At 75.1% G+C, this 16,345-nt stretch carries 15 protein-coding genes; 12 read left to right on the top strand and 3 right to left on the bottom strand.

The window, feature by feature from the left end:
* Positions 1-74: 74 nt before the first annotated feature.
* Positions 75-611, bottom strand: coding sequence for a DinB family protein (locus ACU610_RS03340; RefSeq protein ID WP_446766296.1), 537 nt, complete (start codon positions 609-611; stop codon positions 75-77).
* A gap of 165 nt (positions 612-776) precedes the next feature.
* On the opposite strand from ACU610_RS03340, the gene ACU610_RS03345 reads away from it, so the two are divergent.
* The 9 genes from ACU610_RS03345 (at position 777) to ACU610_RS03385 (ending at position 10,029) form a co-directional block, all read left to right on the top strand.
* Positions 777-1,451 carry a helix-turn-helix transcriptional regulator gene (locus ACU610_RS03345; protein ID WP_446766297.1) on the top strand — a complete coding sequence of 225 codons (675 nt, stop codon included), beginning with the start codon at positions 777-779 and terminating at the stop codon, positions 1,449-1,451.
* A 69-nt stretch (positions 1,452-1,520) separates the two neighbouring features.
* Entirely contained in the window at positions 1,521-1,955 is a 435-nt protein-coding gene (locus ACU610_RS03350) for a hypothetical protein (protein WP_446766298.1), read from the top strand.
* A gap of 59 nt (positions 1,956-2,014) precedes the next feature.
* A complete protein-coding gene (gene folE, locus ACU610_RS03355) occupies positions 2,015-2,581 on the top strand; it encodes a GTP cyclohydrolase I FolE (RefSeq protein WP_446766299.1) in 567 nt (188 codons plus the stop codon).
* A 25-nt stretch (positions 2,582-2,606) separates the two neighbouring features.
* The gene (locus tag ACU610_RS03360; RefSeq protein ID WP_446766300.1) at positions 2,607-3,836 is read left to right on the top strand and encodes an NAD(P)/FAD-dependent oxidoreductase; all 1,230 of its coding nucleotides are present in this window, start codon (positions 2,607-2,609) and stop codon (positions 3,834-3,836) included.
* A gap of 104 nt (positions 3,837-3,940) precedes the next feature.
* Positions 3,941-5,281 (top strand): glutamine synthetase family protein, encoded by a 1,341-nt coding sequence (locus ACU610_RS03365; protein WP_446766301.1) that lies wholly within the window; start codon positions 3,941-3,943, stop codon positions 5,279-5,281.
* A 61-nt stretch (positions 5,282-5,342) separates the two neighbouring features.
* Entirely contained in the window at positions 5,343-6,083 is a 741-nt protein-coding gene (locus ACU610_RS03370) for a type 1 glutamine amidotransferase (protein ID WP_446766302.1), read from the top strand.
* A complete protein-coding gene (locus tag ACU610_RS03375; RefSeq protein ID WP_446766303.1) occupies positions 6,080-9,241 on the top strand; it encodes a bifunctional [glutamine synthetase] adenylyltransferase/[glutamine synthetase]-adenylyl-L-tyrosine phosphorylase in 3,162 nt (1,053 codons plus the stop codon). Before ACU610_RS03370 ends, ACU610_RS03375 begins: the two co-directional genes overlap by 4 nt.
* Positions 9,242-9,331: 90 nt before the next feature.
* Positions 9,332-9,631 (top strand): hypothetical protein, encoded by a 300-nt coding sequence (locus ACU610_RS03380; RefSeq protein WP_446766304.1) that lies wholly within the window; start codon positions 9,332-9,334, stop codon positions 9,629-9,631.
* Positions 9,632-9,711: 80 nt separating this feature from the next.
* On the top strand, positions 9,712-10,029 hold the full coding sequence (locus tag ACU610_RS03385; RefSeq protein WP_446766305.1) for a CDGSH iron-sulfur domain-containing protein: 318 nt from the start codon (positions 9,712-9,714) through the stop codon (positions 10,027-10,029).
* A gap of 3 nt (positions 10,030-10,032) precedes the next feature.
* Here the strand turns inward: ACU610_RS03385 and ACU610_RS03390 are convergent, their stop codons facing one another.
* Both ACU610_RS03390 and ACU610_RS03395 read right to left on the bottom strand, forming a co-directional pair.
* The gene (locus tag ACU610_RS03390; RefSeq protein ID WP_446766306.1) at positions 10,033-11,583 is read right to left on the bottom strand and encodes a methyl-accepting chemotaxis protein; all 1,551 of its coding nucleotides are present in this window, start codon (positions 11,581-11,583) and stop codon (positions 10,033-10,035) included.
* A gap of 194 nt (positions 11,584-11,777) precedes the next feature.
* Positions 11,778-12,788 carry an iron-containing redox enzyme family protein gene (locus tag ACU610_RS03395; RefSeq protein WP_446766307.1) on the bottom strand — a complete coding sequence of 337 codons (1,011 nt, stop codon included), beginning with the start codon at positions 12,786-12,788 and terminating at the stop codon, positions 11,778-11,780.
* A 76-nt stretch (positions 12,789-12,864) separates the two neighbouring features.
* Here ACU610_RS03395 and ACU610_RS03400 point away from each other — a divergent pair, with 76 nt between their 5' ends.
* The 3 genes from ACU610_RS03400 to ACU610_RS03410 all read left to right on the top strand — a co-directional run bounded on the left by ACU610_RS03400 (position 12,865) and on the right by ACU610_RS03410 (position 16,278).
* Positions 12,865-13,713: an SDR family oxidoreductase gene (locus ACU610_RS03400; RefSeq protein WP_446766308.1), complete on the top strand. Its 849-nt coding sequence runs from the start codon at positions 12,865-12,867 to the stop codon at positions 13,711-13,713.
* 183 nt (positions 13,714-13,896) lie between these two features.
* Positions 13,897-15,585, top strand: a complete 1,689-nt coding sequence (locus ACU610_RS03405) for a bifunctional metallophosphatase/5'-nucleotidase (RefSeq protein ID WP_446766309.1) — start codon at positions 13,897-13,899, stop codon at positions 15,583-15,585.
* A 123-nt stretch (positions 15,586-15,708) separates the two neighbouring features.
* Complete coding sequence (locus tag ACU610_RS03410; protein WP_446766310.1) at positions 15,709-16,278, top strand: hypothetical protein; 570 nt, start codon at positions 15,709-15,711, stop codon at positions 16,276-16,278.
* The last annotated feature ends 67 nt before the right edge of the window (positions 16,279-16,345 follow it).

A 16,345-nucleotide genomic window follows, 5' to 3' on the forward strand; every position in this document is an offset into this window, starting at 1 on the left:
TGGCGGCCACATGCTAGATCCGCTACGGCCGTCGCGGGGCTCCTCGGGCGATCACCGTGCCGGGATCTCGCGCCTCACGCCCGACCGAGCAGTGCCGCGAGCTGGTCGGCGTGGTCGCGCTGGTGGCCGGGGAGGAAGCACACGATGTCGGCGAGGGTCACCGGGCCGTCGACCGCGTGTACGCCGTCCCGGTCCAGGTCGGTCGGCGTCAGCCTGGCGACGCTGTCGAACAGCGCCGCCTGCGCCGTCCGGAGCTGCTGGACGAGCTGTACCGGCGGGACCGCGCGGTAGCCGGCGACCCGCTCGGGCTCGTCCGGGGCGAAGTCGGCCAGCAGGGGTCCGGACTCCGTCCGCAGGCGGTAGATGCGCTCGGTGAACACCAGGGCGCTGTCGCGCAGGTGTCCGGCCACCTCGCGCGGCGTCCACTCCAGCTCCGCGGCGTACTCGGGGAAGTGACCGTGCCGGACCAGGCGCTCGCGGTCACGGGCGGCGAGGCGGACCCCCCACAGCTCGCTGGCGGCCACGCGGGCGAGGAGGAGGTCGACACGCGCCTGCTGGCGCGCGAGGGCGTCGACGGAGGTGGCCACCGGACTGGTCTCGACGGTCGTCATGCCGCAGCAGCCTGTCCGACCTGGGGAAGAGCTGAGAAGGGACCTCCTGCCCGGACCGCACGTGGTCCCCGTCACACCGCCCGCGCCGGGCCGTGTCGGTTCGTGCGGCTCCGGGAGGACGCGCCGAACTCTTCCGCCGACATGTACCGGTCTTAGACTTCCGGCATGGAGGACCACGTCGCCGCGGTCGCCGCGCTGGCCGAGCCCACCCGCCGACGGCTCTACGACCACGTCGTCCGGCAGTCGGCTCCGGTGACCCGGGACGAGGCCGCGGCGGCGGTGGGCGTGCCGCGCGGGACGACGGCCTTCCACCTCGACCGGCTCGTGGCCGACGGTCTGCTCGACGTGCACTACGAGCGGCGCACCGGCCGCAGCGGGCCCGGCGCCGGCCGTCCCGCGAAGCTCTACCGGCGGGCGGCGTGCACCGTCGGGGTCTCCCTGCCCGAGCGCCGCTACGACCTGGCCGGCGACCTGCTCGCCGGGGCGCTGCAGGAGGCCGAGGCGTCGGGCGAGTCACCTCGGACCGTCCTCGGCCGACGGGCCCACGCCCGGGGTCGGGAGCTGGGTCGGGCGGTGGGCCGGGCGCTCGGCGGCCGGGATGCCGTGCTGGCGGTGCTGGAGGAGCACGGCTTCGAGCCCCGGGTCGAGGACGGCGGGGTGACCCTCGCGAACTGCCCGTTCCATGCGCTGGCCGGCGAGTACACCGACCTGGTCTGCGGGATGAACCTGCGCCTGCTCGACGGCGTCCTCGCCGGCATCGACGGCACCGGGCTCACCGCCCGGCTCGCGCCGGCCCCGGGCGTCTGCTGCGTTCGCCTGGAGCCATCGCCGCCCGCCTGAGAGGCGTTGACAGCGGAGGCCCTGAGGTCTCTACTTCTAACCCTTACCGGTTTTAGAAGGAGGGTTCTCATGACCACCCACCTCGACCGCACCCGAGGCGCCGTCACGGCCATCGACCCGGCCCGCCAGGCCTTCCTGCTGCTGCGGACGGTCTTCACCATCGCGCCCATCGCCTTCGGTCTCGACAAGTTCGCCGGCCTGCTCACCGACTGGCCCGGCTACCTCGCGCCCTGGATCGACGACCTGGTGCCCGGCACCGCGCAGCAGGCCATGTACGCCGTCGGCGTCGTCGAGATCGTCGCCGGCGTCGTGGTCGCCGTCGCGCCACGGTTCGGCGGCTGGCTGGTGGCCGCCTGGCTCGGTGGGATCATCGTGAACCTGCTGACCGTCCCCGGCTTCTACGACGTGGCCCTGCGCGACTTCGGGCTCCTCGTCGCCGCAGTCGCCCTCGCCAGGCTCGCGGCGCGCTACGCGCCGGGTCGCACCGCGGGGCGCCGGTCGTGACCGTGGCCGGGCCGGCGGTGGCGGCTGACCCCGCGAGCCGTCACCCCGCACTCCGCGTCGTGCGCCGGACCGGGGCGGTGGACCTGCTCGCGGCCGAGGAGGCGGTCGGCCGGCTCCTCCGGGCGCTGGGCCGCGACCCGTCCGACCCGCACCTGGCCGAGACGCCCCGCCGGGTGGCCTCCGCCTACGCCGAGATGCTGACCGCCCGGCAGTTCGACCTCACCACCTTCCCCAACGACGAGGGCTACGACGAGCTGGTCATCGCCAGGGACATCCCGCTGCAGTCCCTGTGCGAGCACCACCTGCTGCCCTTCTCGGGGGTCGCGCACATCGGCTACGTGCCCGGCGCGCGGATCCTCGGCCTGTCCAAGCTCGCCCGGGTGCTCGAGCTCTTCGCCCGCGACCTGCAGGTCCAGGAGCGGCTGACCCAGCAGGTGGCCGACTGGCTGCAGGAGCACCTGGCCCCGCGCGGGGTCGGGGTGGTCGTCGAGGCCGAGCACCTGTGCATGTCGCTGCGCGGCGTCCGGGCTCCCGGGGCCCGCACCGTGACCTCCGCGCTGCACGGGGTGCTGCGCTCCGACGCGCGCTCCCGCGCCGAGTTCTTCGCACTCACCGGAACCACCTGACCCCGACACCGGGGAGGAGGACGCCGTGCCCACACAGGCTCCCTTCGTCATCGTCGGCGCCGGACTCGCCGGCGCCAAGGCGGCCGAGACGCTGCGGGAGGAGGGGTTCGACGGGCCGGTCGTGCTCGTCGGCGCCGAACCCGAGCGGCCCTACGAGCGGCCGCCGCTGTCCAAGCAGTACCTGCTCGGCCGCGCCGACCGCGACAACGCCTTCGTCCACGACGCGGGGTGGTACGCCGAGCACGACGTCGAGCTGCGTACCGGCGTCCGGGCCACCCGGCTGGACCCTGCCGCGCACCGGCTGACCCTGGACACCGGCGAGGAGCTCTCCTACGCGCGTGTGCTGCTGGCCACCGGTGCCTCGGCCCGGCGGCTCCCGGTGCCCGGCGCCGACCTCGACGGCGTCCGGTACCTGCGCACCCTCGCCGACGCCGACCGGCTGGTGACGGACCTGACCGGCGGTGGACGCCGGGTCGTGGTCGTCGGCGCCGGCTGGATCGGCCTCGAGGTGGCCGCCGCCGCGCGGTCCCACGGCAACACCGTGACGGTCGTCGAGCCGCAGCCCACGCCGCTGCACGCAGTGCTGGGCGCCGAGATGGGCCGCGTGTTCGCGCGACTGCACCGCGACCACGGCGTCGAGCTGCTGACCGACACCGTCGTCCGGGAGATCCGTGGGTCCGGTGGCCGGGTCACCTCGGTGGTCACCGACGGCCACGCGGGGCTGCCTGCCGACCTGGTCGTCATCGGGGTGGGTGTGGTCCCCGACAGCCAGGTCGCGGCTGCGGCCGGGCTCGAGGTCGACAACGGCGTCGTCGTGGACGAGGCGCTGCGGTCCTCGGCCCCCGACGTCTACGCGGCCGGGGACGTCGCCTCGGCGTTCCACCCCCACCACGGGCGGCACGTCCGTGTCGAGCACTGGGCCAACGCCCTCAACCAGGGGCCGGCCGCGGCGCGCTCGATGCTGGGACAGGAGGTCGCCTACGACCGGGTGCCCTACTTCTTCACCGACCAGTACGAGCTGGGCATGGAGTACTCGGGCCTCGCCGGTCCCGGCGACACGGTCGTGTGCCGCGGCGACCCCGACGACGGTGCGTTCATCGCCTTCTGGACGGCCGACGGCCGGGTGACCGCCGGTATGAACGTGAACGTCTGGGACGTCACCGCGCCCATCCAGCAGCTCATCCGGTCGCGGCGGCAGGTGCAGCCGGCCAGGCTGGCCGACCCGGACACGCCGCTGGAGCTCCTGGCCGGGTAGGACTCCGGGCCGTCGGGCGTGCCGGGGTGCCGCCGTTCCCGCGCAGGAGGCAGGCTGGGAACGACGTCACACCCCGGAAACGACTGGACGCGATCATGCCGAGCATGGACCGACAGCAGGAGTTCGTCCTGCGCACTCTCGAGGAACGCGACATCCGCTTCGTGCGGCTGTGGTTCACCGACGTCTCGGGCTACCTCAAGGCCGTGGCCGTGGCGCCGGCCGAGATCGAGGCGGCCTTCGCGGAGGGCATCGGCTTCGACGGCTCGGCGATCGAGGGGTTCGCCCGCGTCTACGAGTCGGACATGCTGCTCAAGCCCGACCCGGCGACCTTCCAGGTGATGCCGTCGGCCAAGGGGCAGCCCAGCGACACCGCGCGGATGTTCTGCGACCTCACGCTGCCCGACGGCTCGCCGTCCTGGGCCGACCCGCGGCACGTGCTGCGGCGGGCCCTGTCCAAGGCCGCCGACATGGGGTTCACCTTCTACACCCACCCCGAGGTCGAGTTCTTCCTGCTCAAGGACCTGCCCACCGACGGCAGCGCCCCCGAGCCGGCCGACACCGGCGGCTACTTCGACCTGTCGACCCACAACGTGGCCCACGACTTCCGCCGCGAGGCGGTCTTCGCGCTCGAGGCCATGGGCATCTCGGTGGAGTTCAGCCACCACGAGGTCTCGCCCGGCCAGCAGGAGATCGACCTGCGCTACGCCGACGCGCTGTCGATGGCCGACAACATCATGACCCTGCGGCACGTCGTCCGGGAGGTCGCGCTGGCCCAGGGGGTGCACGCGACGTTCATGCCCAAGCCGTTCACCGACCTGGCCGGCTCGGCGATGCACACCCACCTGTCGCTGTTCGAGGGCGACCGCAACGCCTTCCACGACCCGTCGGACCCGATGAAGCTCTCGGCGACCGGCCGGCAGTTCATCGCCGGGCTGCTCGCCCACGCCAAGGAGTTCACCGCCGTCACCAACCAGACGGTCAACTCCTACCGGCGGCTGCTGGCCGGCACCGAGGCGCCGACCGCGGTGACCTGGGGCCGGGCCAACCGCTCGGCGCTGGTGCGGCTGCCCTCCTACAAGCCGAGCAAGGCGCAGTCGGCCCGCGTGGAGGTCCGCTCGCCGGACTCCGCCTGCAACCCGTACCTCACCTTCGCGGTGCTGCTGGCCGCCGGCCTGCGCGGCGTCGAGAAGAACTACGAGCTGCCGCCCGAGGCCGAGGACGACGTCTGGTCGCTCACCGACACCGAGCGCCGCGCCGCCGGGTACGACGACCTGCCGGTCTCCCTCGGCGAGGCGCTGACCGCGATGCAGGGCAGCGAGCTGGTCGCCGAGACCCTCGGCGAGCACGTGTTCGAGTTCTTCCTGCGCAACAAGTGGGCCGAGTTCAACGCCTACCGGCAGAACGTGACCCCGTGGGAGCTCACGCGCTACCTGCCCGGCCTCTGAAGGAGCACCCTCCGGCGGTTTCCGCGGAGATCGCCGGAGGTCGGCTGGTTACGCTCGGCGCGTGGCCCGCCTGCTCGTCGTCGTCCCGTCCGAGACCGATCCGCCGGCCCGGCTCGGCACCTGGCTCGCGCAGGCCGGACTGGAGCTCGACGAGCGCCGGCTCGGCGCCGGCGACGAGCTCCCGGCGACCCTCGAGGGGTTCGACGGGCTGCTCGTCCTCGGCGGCCCGCAGTCGGCGACGGACGACGAGCGGACCAGCCCCGAGCTGGTCGGCGTCCGCCGGCTGCTGGCCGAGGCACTGGCCGGCGACGTCCCGACCCTGGCCGTGTGCCTCGGCGCCCAGCTGCTCGCCGAGGTCGGCGGGGGCCGCGTGCGGAAGGGGGTCGACGGACCCGAGGTCGGCGCCACCCTCGTCGCCAAGCGCGACGCCGCCGACGCCGACCCGCTGTTCCGGCCCCTGCCGCTCAGTCCCGACGTGATCCAGTTCCACCACGACGAGATCGCCGAGCTGCCGCCCGGGGCGACGCTGCTGGCCAGCAACCCGGCCTACCCGCACCAGGCCTTCCGGGTGGGCCGGCACGTCTACGGCCTGCAGTTCCACATCGAGACCACCCCCGAGATCGTCGCGGAGTGGGCCGAGCGGGACACGGTCGGCGTGGCCGCCAGCGGGCTGGGTCGCGAGACGATCTGCGCCCGCGCCACCGCCGTGCACCCGGACCTCGAGGAGGCGTGGGCGCCGTTCGCCGGCCGCTTCGCCGACCTCGTCCGCAGCCGCGCCACGGCCGGGGTGGGGACGGCGTGACCGCCAGCAGCGCACCGGAGATCCCGCGCCGGGCCGTCGTCCGGCTGGTGCGCTTCGGCTTCCTCGACGGCGAGCGGGCCGCCCGCCTGCTGTCCGAACCGGAGATGGGGCTGTGGGACCTCGAGCGCAACGAGCCCGCCGACCCGGAGGCCGGCCCGGTCGTCTCCGCGCTGGCCCGCACCGGCGACCCCGACCTCGCCGTCCGCTCGCTGCGCCGGCTGATCGAGGCCCTGGACTCCGCCGACCCCACCGGCGGCTCGGCCGCCGCCCTGCTCGCCCGGCTGCGCGGCTCGGCCCTGCTGCGCGCCCGGCTGCTCGGGGTGCTCGGCGCCAGCTCGGGGCTCGCCGATCACCTGGCGGCCCACCCCGGCGACTGGACGGTGCTGGACGGGGACGGCGACGGCGCCTCCCGGGGGCCGACCCGGCCCACGCCCCAGGCGCTGGAGCGGCAGATGCTCGTCGCCGTCGGTGCCGACCCCGACGACCCGCCGTGGGGTGTGCGGCTGGGGAAGGCCGCGCCGGACGCGAGCCCGCAGCGGGTCGCCGACCTGCGGCTGGCCTACCGGCGGGCGGTGCTCTCCGTCGCCGGCCGTGACCTGGGCGAGGGCCTGGCCGCCGAGGACGTCGCCGCCGAGCTCGCCGACATCGCCGCCGCGGTGCTGAGCGCCGGGCTGGCCGTCGCCGTCGCCGAGCAGCCCGCCGACGCGCCCGCCTGCCGGCTGGCCGTCATCGCGCTGGGCAAGACCGGTGGCCGGGAGCTGAACTACGTGAGCGACGTGGACGTCGTCTTCGTCGCCGAGCCGGTCGGCCCGTCGGGGCAGGCCGGCGAGGAGGTCGACACCGGCCCCGCGGTGCGGAGCGCGAGCCGCGTGGCGGCGGCGCTCATGCGGATCTGCCGCGAGGCGGCCTGGGAGGTCGACGCGGCGCTGCGCCCCGAGGGCAAGGCCGGTGCGCTGGTGCGCACGCTGCACGGGCACGCCGCCTACTACCGCAGCTGGGCTAGCACCTGGGAGTTCCAGGCGCTGCTGAAGATGCGCCCGGTCGCCGGTGACCCCGACCTCGGCCGGGCCTACGTCGAGGAGCTGTTCCCGCTCGTCTGGCAGGCGGGGGAGCGCCCCGGCTTCGTCGCCGAGGTGCAGGCGATGCGCCGGCGGGTGCTGGAGAACATCCCACCGGCCCAGGCCGAGCGCGAGCTCAAGCTGGGCCGCGGCGGGCTGCGCGACGTCGAGTTCGCCGTCCAGCTGCTGCAGCTGGTGCACGGGCGGGTCGACGCGCGGCTGCGGGTCGGGGGCACGCTGCCGGCGCTGCACGCGCTGCGGGCCGGCGGCTACGTCGGTCGCGACGACGCCGACACCCTCATCGCCTCCTACCGGTTCCTGCGCACCGTCGAGCACCGGCTGCAGCTGTTCCGGCTGCGCCGCACCCACCTGCTGCCCACCGACGAGCAACAGCTGCGCTGGCTGGCCCGGTCGCTGGGGTACAAGCCCGACCACCGCGGGGACGCCGTCGCCGTCCTCGACGCCGAGCTGTCGCTGCACACCCGCGAGGTGCGCCGGCTGCACGAGAAGCTCTTCTACCGGCCGCTGCTCTCGGCCGTGGCGAAGGTGCCGCCGGAGGCCGCGCAGCTGGGGTCGAAGGCGGCCGGCGACTGGCTGCGCGCGCTGGGCTTCGCCGACCCCGACGGCGCACTGCGGCACATGGCCGCCCTCACCGGCGGGGTGTCGCGGTCGGCGTCCATGCAGAAGTACCTGCTGCCCGTGGTGCTGCAGACCCTCGCCGACTGCGCCGACCCCGACGCCGGGCTGCTGGCCTACCGCAAGGTCAGCGAGGCCCTGGGCGGCAACCAGTGGTACCTGCGGCTGCTGCGCGACGAGGGCCAGGTCGCCGAGCGGCTGGCCGCGCTGCTGGGGTCGAGCCAGTACGTCGCCTCGCTGCTCACCCGCACGCCCGAGGCGCTGCGGATCCTCGCCGACGACGACGAGCTGCGCCCGCGCACCGCCGCCGCGCTCGCCTCGGCCTGGGGCCGGGCGGCCGGGCGGGCCGCGGACCCGACCGACGGCATCCGGGTGGTGCGCGGGCTGCGCCGGTCCGAGCTGCTGCGGGTCGCCGCCGCGGACCTGCTGGGCATGCTCGACGTCGAGCAGGTCGGCCGGGCCCTCACCGACATCGCCGTCGCCACGCTGCAGGTCGGCCTGGACATCGCGGTGCGGGCGCACGCCGCCGAGACCGGCACCGCTCCCGAGGACCTGCCCACCGACATCGCCGTCATCGGCATGGGACGGCTCGGCGGCGGCGAGATGGGCTACGGCTCGGACGCCGACGTCCTGTTCGTGCACCGGCCGCGGGTCGTCGGGGGTGGTGGGGCAGGGGCGAGCACAACCGAGGACGGGAAGGCGACCGCGGCGGCCAACGCCGTCGCGCACACGCTGCGCCGGCTGCTGGGCGAGCCGGCACCCGACCCGGCCTTCGAGGTCGACGCCGACCTGCGCCCGGAGGGCCGGCAGGGCGCGCTGGTGCGCAGCCTGGACTCCTACCGCGAGTACTACGACCGATGGATGTCGGTGTGGGAGGTCCAGGCGCTGCTGCGGGCCGCGCCCGTGGCCGGCGACGAGGCCCTCGGCGCGGCGTTCGTCGAGCTGATCGACCCGATCCGCTACCCGGCTCACGGGATCACGGCCGAGCAGGTCGCCGAGATCCGCCGGATCAAGGCCCGGGTCGAGCGGGAGCGGCTGCCGCGCGGCGCGGACCCGACCACGCACACCAAGCTGGGCCGCGGCGGGCTCGCCGACGTCGAGTGGACCGTCCAGCTGCTGCAGCTGCAGCACGCCGGTGAGCACCCCGAGCTCCGGGGGACCTCGACGGTGGGGGCGCTGAGCGCGCTTCGCGAGGACGGCCTGCTCGGGAGCGAGCACGCCGAGGCGCTGCAGCGGGCGTGGGAGCTGGCCACCCGGGCGCGCAACGCGGTCTTCCTCGTGCGCGGCCGGCCCCGCGACCAGCTGCCCCGGCCAGGGGTGGAGCTGGCCGGCGTCGCCCGGGCGAGCGGGTACGGTCCGGACGCCGACCCGGGCCAGTTCCTCGACGACTACCGGCGGGCCACCCGACAGGCCCGCGGCGTCGTCGAGCAGGTCTTCTACGGGCAGCCCGCCTCCGGTTCCTGAGGCCGGGCCCTTCCGGCGGCCCAGGGGCTGGAACCCGGACGCCTTCGGGAGGACGATCGGGGCACGCCCCGTGTCCGGGAGGAGAGCGCGATGTCAGATCCCGTCCACCGCTCGCCGGAGCGCCCGTCGGGCGCGGACTCCATGTCGGTGGCCGAGAAGCTGATGGCCGAGTGGGAGGCCCGCCACGACGTGGCCGCCCGCGGTCGGCGGATCGACCCCGCCGCGGCACTCCAGCACTACCTGAGCCACAGCCGCTGCTCGGAGGAGCTGCACCACCGCGACCACCCGCACCCGCGGCGCACACCCCGGCAGCCCAGTGCGGCCGAACAGTTCGCGGCGGAGCACCCGCTGCTCGCCTCATGGGTGCGCTGGGGCGAGGACCGGCCCTGACGGCGTAGCCCCGGAGGACGGCGTAGCCCCGGAGGGCGAGGCCGGGTGTGCGCGGCGCCCGGCCGGGGCAGGGCAGGGGGGTGTCGGACCCCCACCCGGTCAGCCCCGAGGACGCCGCCCCGACGTCGGAGCGCGGCGCCACCATCACGCCCTACCGGGACGGTCCGCTGATCGTCCGCGGGGACTTCCGCCTGCTCGACCAGGACGGCAACGAGATCGACCCGGGCCGCGAGACGATCGCGCTGTGCCGGTGCGGGAAGTCCGGCATCAAGCCGTTCTGCGACGGCTCGCACAAGCGCGCCGGCTTCTCCGCCCCGAGCGCTCCCAGCCGCCCGCGGCCGGCCGCCCGCATCCTGTGCGAGGCCCGGCGGGACGACGTCCCGCGCGACGCGCCGTAGCTCTCAGCGTCCCTCGAACGTCCGGGCCATCCGCTCCTGCGCCTCGAGGGCCGCGCCGATCCGGGCCTGGACGGCGTCGAGCCGACCGATCACCTCGCTGGTCGCGTGGATGCCGGCCGACACCGACCCGGTGCTGGTCTGGATGCCGGTGATCTGGGCGGAGACGCGCTGCGTGGCCGCGGCCGTCTCCCGCGCGAGGTCCTTGACCTCCCCGGCGACGACGGCGAAGCCGCGGCCCAGCTCCCCGGCGCGGGCGGCCTCGATCGTGGCGTTGAGCGCCAGCAGGTTGGTCTGGTCGGCGATCGAGGAGATGATCCGGATGACGTCGCTGACGGAGGCCGACGCATGGCTCAGCGCCTCCACCTCGCCGGTCATCGCCGAGGCCCGGGCCACGGCCTCCTCGGCCACCCGGCCGGCGTCCGCGGCGGCCTCCCGGAGCTGGGCGACCGTGTCGAGCAGGGCCCGCGCGTTCTCGGCGTCCAGCTCGGTGCGCCGCAGCACCTCGATGCGCTGGGAGACCAGCTGCTGGACGTTGCGCAGCGCCGAGGCGCGGGACTCGGACAGGTCCACGGTCTCGGTGACGAAGAAGTCCATCGTCCCCAGGACGCGCCCCTCCACCTCGACCGGGAAGCACACCCCCGAACGGACACCGGCCCGCTGCGCGGCCGGTGCGCGGACGCAGTCGGGGACGTCGGCGAGATCGCGGACGAAGACCAGGTCGCGCTCCCGCCAGGCACGGCCGGAGAGCCCGGCGCCCTCGGCGAAGGTCGCGGCGAGGGTGACCCGCCGGAACTCCTCGCCGGCCGAGCCGGAGTCGACACCGAAGCGGAGCACGTGCTCCTGCTCGTCGAGTTCCCAGTAGGAGCCGTAGGCCCACCCGAACGCGGCGCGGACCGTCTCGAGGGCCGTCCGCACCGCGGTGCGCACGTCCTGCGCCTCCCCGAGCCTCTTGGCCACCTCGGCGACGGCCACGCGGTCGTCGACGGCCTCGCGGAGGGCGACCGTGGCCACGGCCCCCTGTCGCGCATGGGCGGCGACGCGGCTCAGCGACGTCCACTTCTGGCCCCGGGCCCCCAGGAAGGGCAGCGGGAAGTCGGCGTAGAACTCCTGCAGCGCGACGAGCCGGTCGCCGGTGAACACCGGCAGCCAGGCTCCCTCCGGGGTGCCGAGGGCCGCGGCCGCGTCCCGACGCCGGGCCGCGTCGGGCCCGCCGTCGTCGCTGGCGACGGCCACCCGTGACGCGGTCGCCCGCCGCACCAGCGCCGACGTCGCGGGCAGCGTCGCGCCGGCGCGCGGGTCGCGTGCCAGCCGCCCGGCCAGCCGGCCGAACTCGCCGTCGAGGCGGAACCCGCCGGAGGGGTCGGCCAGCCAGACCGCGGCGTAGGGCAGCTCCAGCGCCTCGGCGAGGGCCCGCACGACGCGCCGGTGGGCGTCGGCCTCGCCGGTCACACCGGCGTCGAGCGCCTCGAGCACGTGCTCGAGGGCCTCGCTGTCCCGGGGCGGCGGCCCCGTCGGTGCGGCGACCTCGGGGGTGCGGGTGCTGCGGATCCTCATCGGCGTCCTCTCCTGGGGTCCGGCTCTGTCATCGGCAGCCGGACCGGAGAGTCCACCCGGAACGCCTTCCTGTGACGTGGTGGAACGGCCACCCTCCAGGAGCCCGCCGGCCCCGTCCCGGGCCCCGCCCCGAGCGTGCGAGGGGTGGGCAGGACGGGGCCCTTCCACGAGGCGGGGGGAAGGGTGGTCCTCCTTCAGGCGGCCAGGGGACGCTCCCCGCGCAGGGCCGACCGCCCGGCCTCCCAGGCGCCGAGCAGGTGGCGAGCCGCCAGGCCGTCCATCGCCAGCGAGCAGGCCGCCCCGAACAGGACGTCGGCGGCGAGCGCGGGCTCCTCGGCCACCAGGGAGCCGCACATGTCGACCGAGGCGATCTGCTCGTGGACGGCGTCGGCCTCGACGTGCTCGTCGTAGAAGACCGTCGTCGTCCCGTGGTACCCCAGCCGGCGCAGCCCCGCCGAGTAGCGGCGCGAGGGCTCGGAGGAGGTCATCTCCACGCAGGCCAGGTGGCCGAGCGCCGCACCCCGCCAGCGCCGGTGCAGCCCGAACAGCGACATCGTGTTGACCGAGGCGAACGCGGCGGCCGGGGCGTCGTCCCACAGCGCGCCGTAGGTGTCGTCGAGACCGAGATCGCGCATCATGTCGGCGAACAGCCGGCTGTGCATGCGCGCGGCCGACCCGCCGCCGTACTCGTCGGCCTGGATCTCGACCATCGCCGCCTTCGCCCGCCCCGACAGCCGGGGGACGGCGAAGGTGTGCGGGTCGGCCTCCTTGAGGTGGTACACCGAGCGCAGCGTGAGGTACTCGCGCCACTGTTCCAGCGAGCCGCTGCGTGACATGTGCGACGACAGCGAGGGGCTGTCGTCGGCCGCGATGAGGGCGGTGAGCTGCCGGTCGACCGGCTCGTCGGTGACCTCGGGCTCGCCGACCAGCGCGCGCAGTGCCGCGGTGTGCGCCCGCTCCAGGTGGGCGCGCAGCCGCAGCAGGTCGGGGTCCCACTCCCAGGTCTCGGCGACGTCGTCGAAGCCGCGGTAGTGCAGCTCGTAGCAGATCGCGAGGGCCAGCTGGAGGTCCTCGTCGAGGAGCGGGTAGGTCGCGATGGCCGCGGTCCGCTCGGCGAGCTCGACGGTCGCAGCGGCGAGCGCGCCGCGGGTCAGGTCGGCGCAGAGGGCGGAGGTGAAGGGACCCCGAGGCTCGGGCAGGCGCATGGAGCGACCATGCCCAGGGCCGGCGCCGTCGAAGCACGTCAGGGGTGTGGTGTTGGTCCACGGGTAGAGGGGGTCCATGGACCCCAGCTCTCCCGGCCGTGTCGTCCTCGTCACCGGCGGCAGCGCCGGCATCGGCCGCAGCACCGTGACCCGGCTGGCCCGCGACGGCGCGCGGGTGGTGACCTGCGCCCGCGGCGGCGACCGGCTGGAGCAGGCCGTCAGCGGTCTGCCGGGGGTGAGCACGGTGGTGGCCGACGTCGCCGACGCCGCCGACCGCGAACGGCTGCTCGACCGCGTCCTCGACGAGCACGGGCGGCTCGACGCCGTCGTCCTCAACGCCGGGCTCGGCTGGGCGGGGCTCGTGGAGGACATGCCCGGTGACGCCGTCGAGCGGCTGATCGCGCTCAACCTGACCGGGGTCGTGGAGCTCACCCGGATCGCCCTGCCGCACCTGTTCGGCGCGGCGGCGCAGCGGGGGAGGGCCGACGTGGTCACGGTCGCCTCGGCGGCGGCCTGGTCGCAGGTGCCGCCGCTGACCGTCTACTCGGCGACCAAGGCCGGCGTGCACGGCTTCGTCAAGGGGCTGCGGCGGGAGGTGACCGCCCGGGGCGTGCGGGTGCACACGGTCAACCCCGGCCCCGTGCGGACCGAGTGGCTGGCCCGCGGGCACGGGTCGCCGCCGGTGTCGGACGACGACGCCCGGGGCCGGCTCTCCCGGGGGATCCGCCCCGAGCGGGTGGCCGACCAGATCGCCGGCTGCCTGACCGCGCCGTGGTCGCGCACGGTCGCCGTCCCGCGGTGGATGGGGCTGGCCCGGCTGGGCGAGGTGCCCCCGGTGGACCGGGTGCTGGACCACCTGCTCTCCCGGCAGGCCGACCGGATCCGCCGGGTGACCGCTCGGACGGTGCAGCGGCGCACCGGCTGACCCGGCCGGCGACCTTGACGCCGGGCTCCGGTCCCGGCGACGGTGAGTCGCTCGTCCGGCCTCGGGGCCGGCACGTGACGATCATCTCCGACTACACAGTCAGGTCGTGCCGGAACGGTCCGGTCTGTCTCCCTGGGGGAACCGATGCGACCCACCGCCCGCCGCGCCACCGTCGCGGCCGCCGTGACGACCACGATCGCCGGCCTCGCCGTGGCCGCAGCCGTGCCCGCCGCCGCCGAGCCGGGGCGCGGGGCGAAGCCCGGTGCCGGACCCGAGCCGGTCGAGCTGCAGCTGCTCGCGCTCAACGACTTCCACGGCAACCTGGAGCCGCCGACCGGGTCGAGCGGGCGGATCCAGACCGGCGTCAACGCCGACGGGACGGCGGTCACCGTCGACGCCGGTGGCGTCGAGTACCTGAGCACCCAGCTGGCGCAACTCGCCGCGGAGCAGGAGCAGAACACCATCACCGTGGCCGCGGGAGACCTGATCGGCGCCTCCCCGCTGCTGTCGGCCGCCTTCCACGACGAGCCGACCATCGAGGCGCTCGGCCTGGCCGGGCTGGACTACGCCAGCGTGGGCAACCACGAGTTCGACGAGGGTGCGGCCGAACTGCTGCGCATCCAGAACGGCGGCTGCCACCCGGTCGACGGGTGTGCCGACGGCACGCCGTATGCGGGCGCGGACTTCCAGTACCTGTCGGCCAACGCGTTCGTCACCGAGACGGGGGAGCCCCTGCTGGCGCCGTACGCCATCGACGAGGTCGAGGGCGTCGAGATCGGCTTCATCGGCATGACCCTCGAGGGCACCGAGGACATCGTCAGCCAGCAGGGCGTGGCCGGGCTCGACTTCGCCGACGAGGTGGAGACCGCCAACCGGTACGCCCAGGAGCTGCAGGCCCGTGGCGTCGAGACGATCGTCGTGCTGCTGCACGAGGGAGGCGCCCAGTCCGGCCCGAACGCCTGGGACGTCAACGGCTGCAACGGCCTCACCGGCCCGGTCGTCGACATCGCCGAGGGCATGTCGGACGCGATCGACGTGGTGGCCAGCGGGCACACCCACCAGGCCTACAACTGCGAGATCGGCGGCAAGCTGGTCACGAGCGGCAGCTCGTTCGGCCGCCTGGTGACCGACATCGACCTGTCGATCGATCGGCGCACCGGCGACGTCCTCACCGCGAGCGCCGAGAACGTCGTCGTCACCCGGGACGGGGCCGGCGACCCCGCGCAGACGCAGCTCATCGCCGGCTACCGGCAGGCGCTGGGCCCGATCGCGAGCAGGGTCGTGGGCACGGCCAGCAGCACGATCACGAGGACGGCCGTCCCGAGTGGTGAGTCCCCCCTCGGCAACCTCATCGCCGACGCCCAGCTGGCCGCCACGGACGACGAGCAGCGGGCCGTCGCCGCCTTCATGAACCCGGGCGGCGTCCGTGCCGACCTGCCGGCCGGCGAGGTCACCTACGAGGAGGCGTTCACGGTCCAGCCGTTCGCCAACAACCTGGTCACCCTGGACCTGACCGGAGCCCAGGTCCAGTGCCTGCTCGAGCAGCAGTACACGACCGCCAAGGTGCTGCAGCCCTCGGACACGGTCCGCTACACCGTCACCGCCTCGGGCGCGCCGAGCACCACCGGCAACTGCGCCGGCGGGCGGGTGCTCAACGAGACGGTGACGATCGGCGGGGCCGCCGTCGTCGACGGGCAGACCTACCGGGTCACCGTGAACAACTTCCTCGCCGGCGGGGGTGACGGGTTCACCGTCCTCACCGGCGGCACCAACGCGGTGACCGGTCCGATCGACCTGGACGCCTTCACCGCCTACCTGACCGACCGGTCGCCGGTGGCGCCGCCCGCGACCGACCGGATCACCGTCCAGTAGTCCGCAGCTCCTGCACCGCGGCGGCGGCTCCCTCGCGGGGGCCGCCGCCGTCGCGTTTCGGCAGGTACGGCGGGTGGGCAGGGGGAGGGGGTCCGTGCACCCGACCGGGAGGACGCCCAGACCGTGCGCCACCTCCGCGCCACCGCGGCCGCCGCCCCACTGCTCGTTCTTGCCGCCTGCGCGGCCCCGGCCACCGGCCCCGCGCCGCAGGCCGTCAGCGTCTCGCCCGTCGCCCAGGCCGTCGCCGTGACCGGGGGGCAGAACTTGTGTACCGGCCCCGCCGGTCACCGGGTCTCGTACCCGGCCGACTGGTCGACCAACGAGGCCGGCGTGCTGCCGCAGTGCAGCTGGTTCGGGCCCGGCGGGGAGGTCGTGGTCCCCGAGGCCTCCGACGTGCGGACCGCGCCGGTGACCCTGCAGGTCGTCGACGCACTCCTGGCCGAGGTCGCCGTGCGGGTGCCGGACGAGGTGGCGCGCACCGAGCTCGAGGTCGGCGGCCGTTCGGCGGTGCGCACCGAGCAGGTGACGACCGTCGGCCTCTACCCGGAGGGCACCCGCATCACGACCTGGGCGCTGGACCTCGACGGCCGCACCCTGGTCGCCGACGCCGTCGAGCTGCCCGGCGGGGACCACGAGCGCGCGGTCGCCGTCCTCGACGAGATGGTCCAGACCCTGGAGCCGACCGCCGGCTGACCCTCCTTGTCAGCGCCCGCGACGCGCTGTTCCCTCTTCGTGACGGACCTCGTGCACAGTGCTCGGC

The sequence above is a fragment of the Geodermatophilus sp. URMC 61 genome, assembly GCF_052931555.1.

Excerpts from the sequence above, each read along its gene's own strand:
- ACU610_RS03350 (WP_446766298.1), top strand. The coding sequence starts at position 1,521 with ATGACCACCCACCTCGACCGCACCCGAGGCGCCGTCACGGCCATCGAC.
- ACU610_RS03345 (WP_446766297.1), top strand. The coding sequence starts at position 777 with ATGGAGGACCACGTCGCCGCGGTCGCCGCGCTGGCCGAGCCCACCCGC.
- ACU610_RS03390 (WP_446766306.1), bottom strand. The coding sequence starts at position 11,583 with ATGAGGATCCGCAGCACCCGCACCCCCGAGGTCGCCGCACCGACGGGG.
- ACU610_RS03365 (WP_446766301.1), top strand. The coding sequence starts at position 3,941 with ATGGACCGACAGCAGGAGTTCGTCCTGCGCACTCTCGAGGAACGCGAC.
- ACU610_RS03395 (WP_446766307.1), bottom strand. The coding sequence starts at position 12,788 with ATGCGCCTGCCCGAGCCTCGGGGTCCCTTCACCTCCGCCCTCTGCGCC.
- ACU610_RS03400 (WP_446766308.1), top strand. The coding sequence starts at position 12,865 with ATGGACCCCAGCTCTCCCGGCCGTGTCGTCCTCGTCACCGGCGGCAGC.
- ACU610_RS03380 (WP_446766304.1), top strand. The coding sequence starts at position 9,332 with ATGTCAGATCCCGTCCACCGCTCGCCGGAGCGCCCGTCGGGCGCGGAC.
- ACU610_RS03340 (WP_446766296.1), bottom strand. The coding sequence starts at position 611 with ATGACGACCGTCGAGACCAGTCCGGTGGCCACCTCCGTCGACGCCCTC.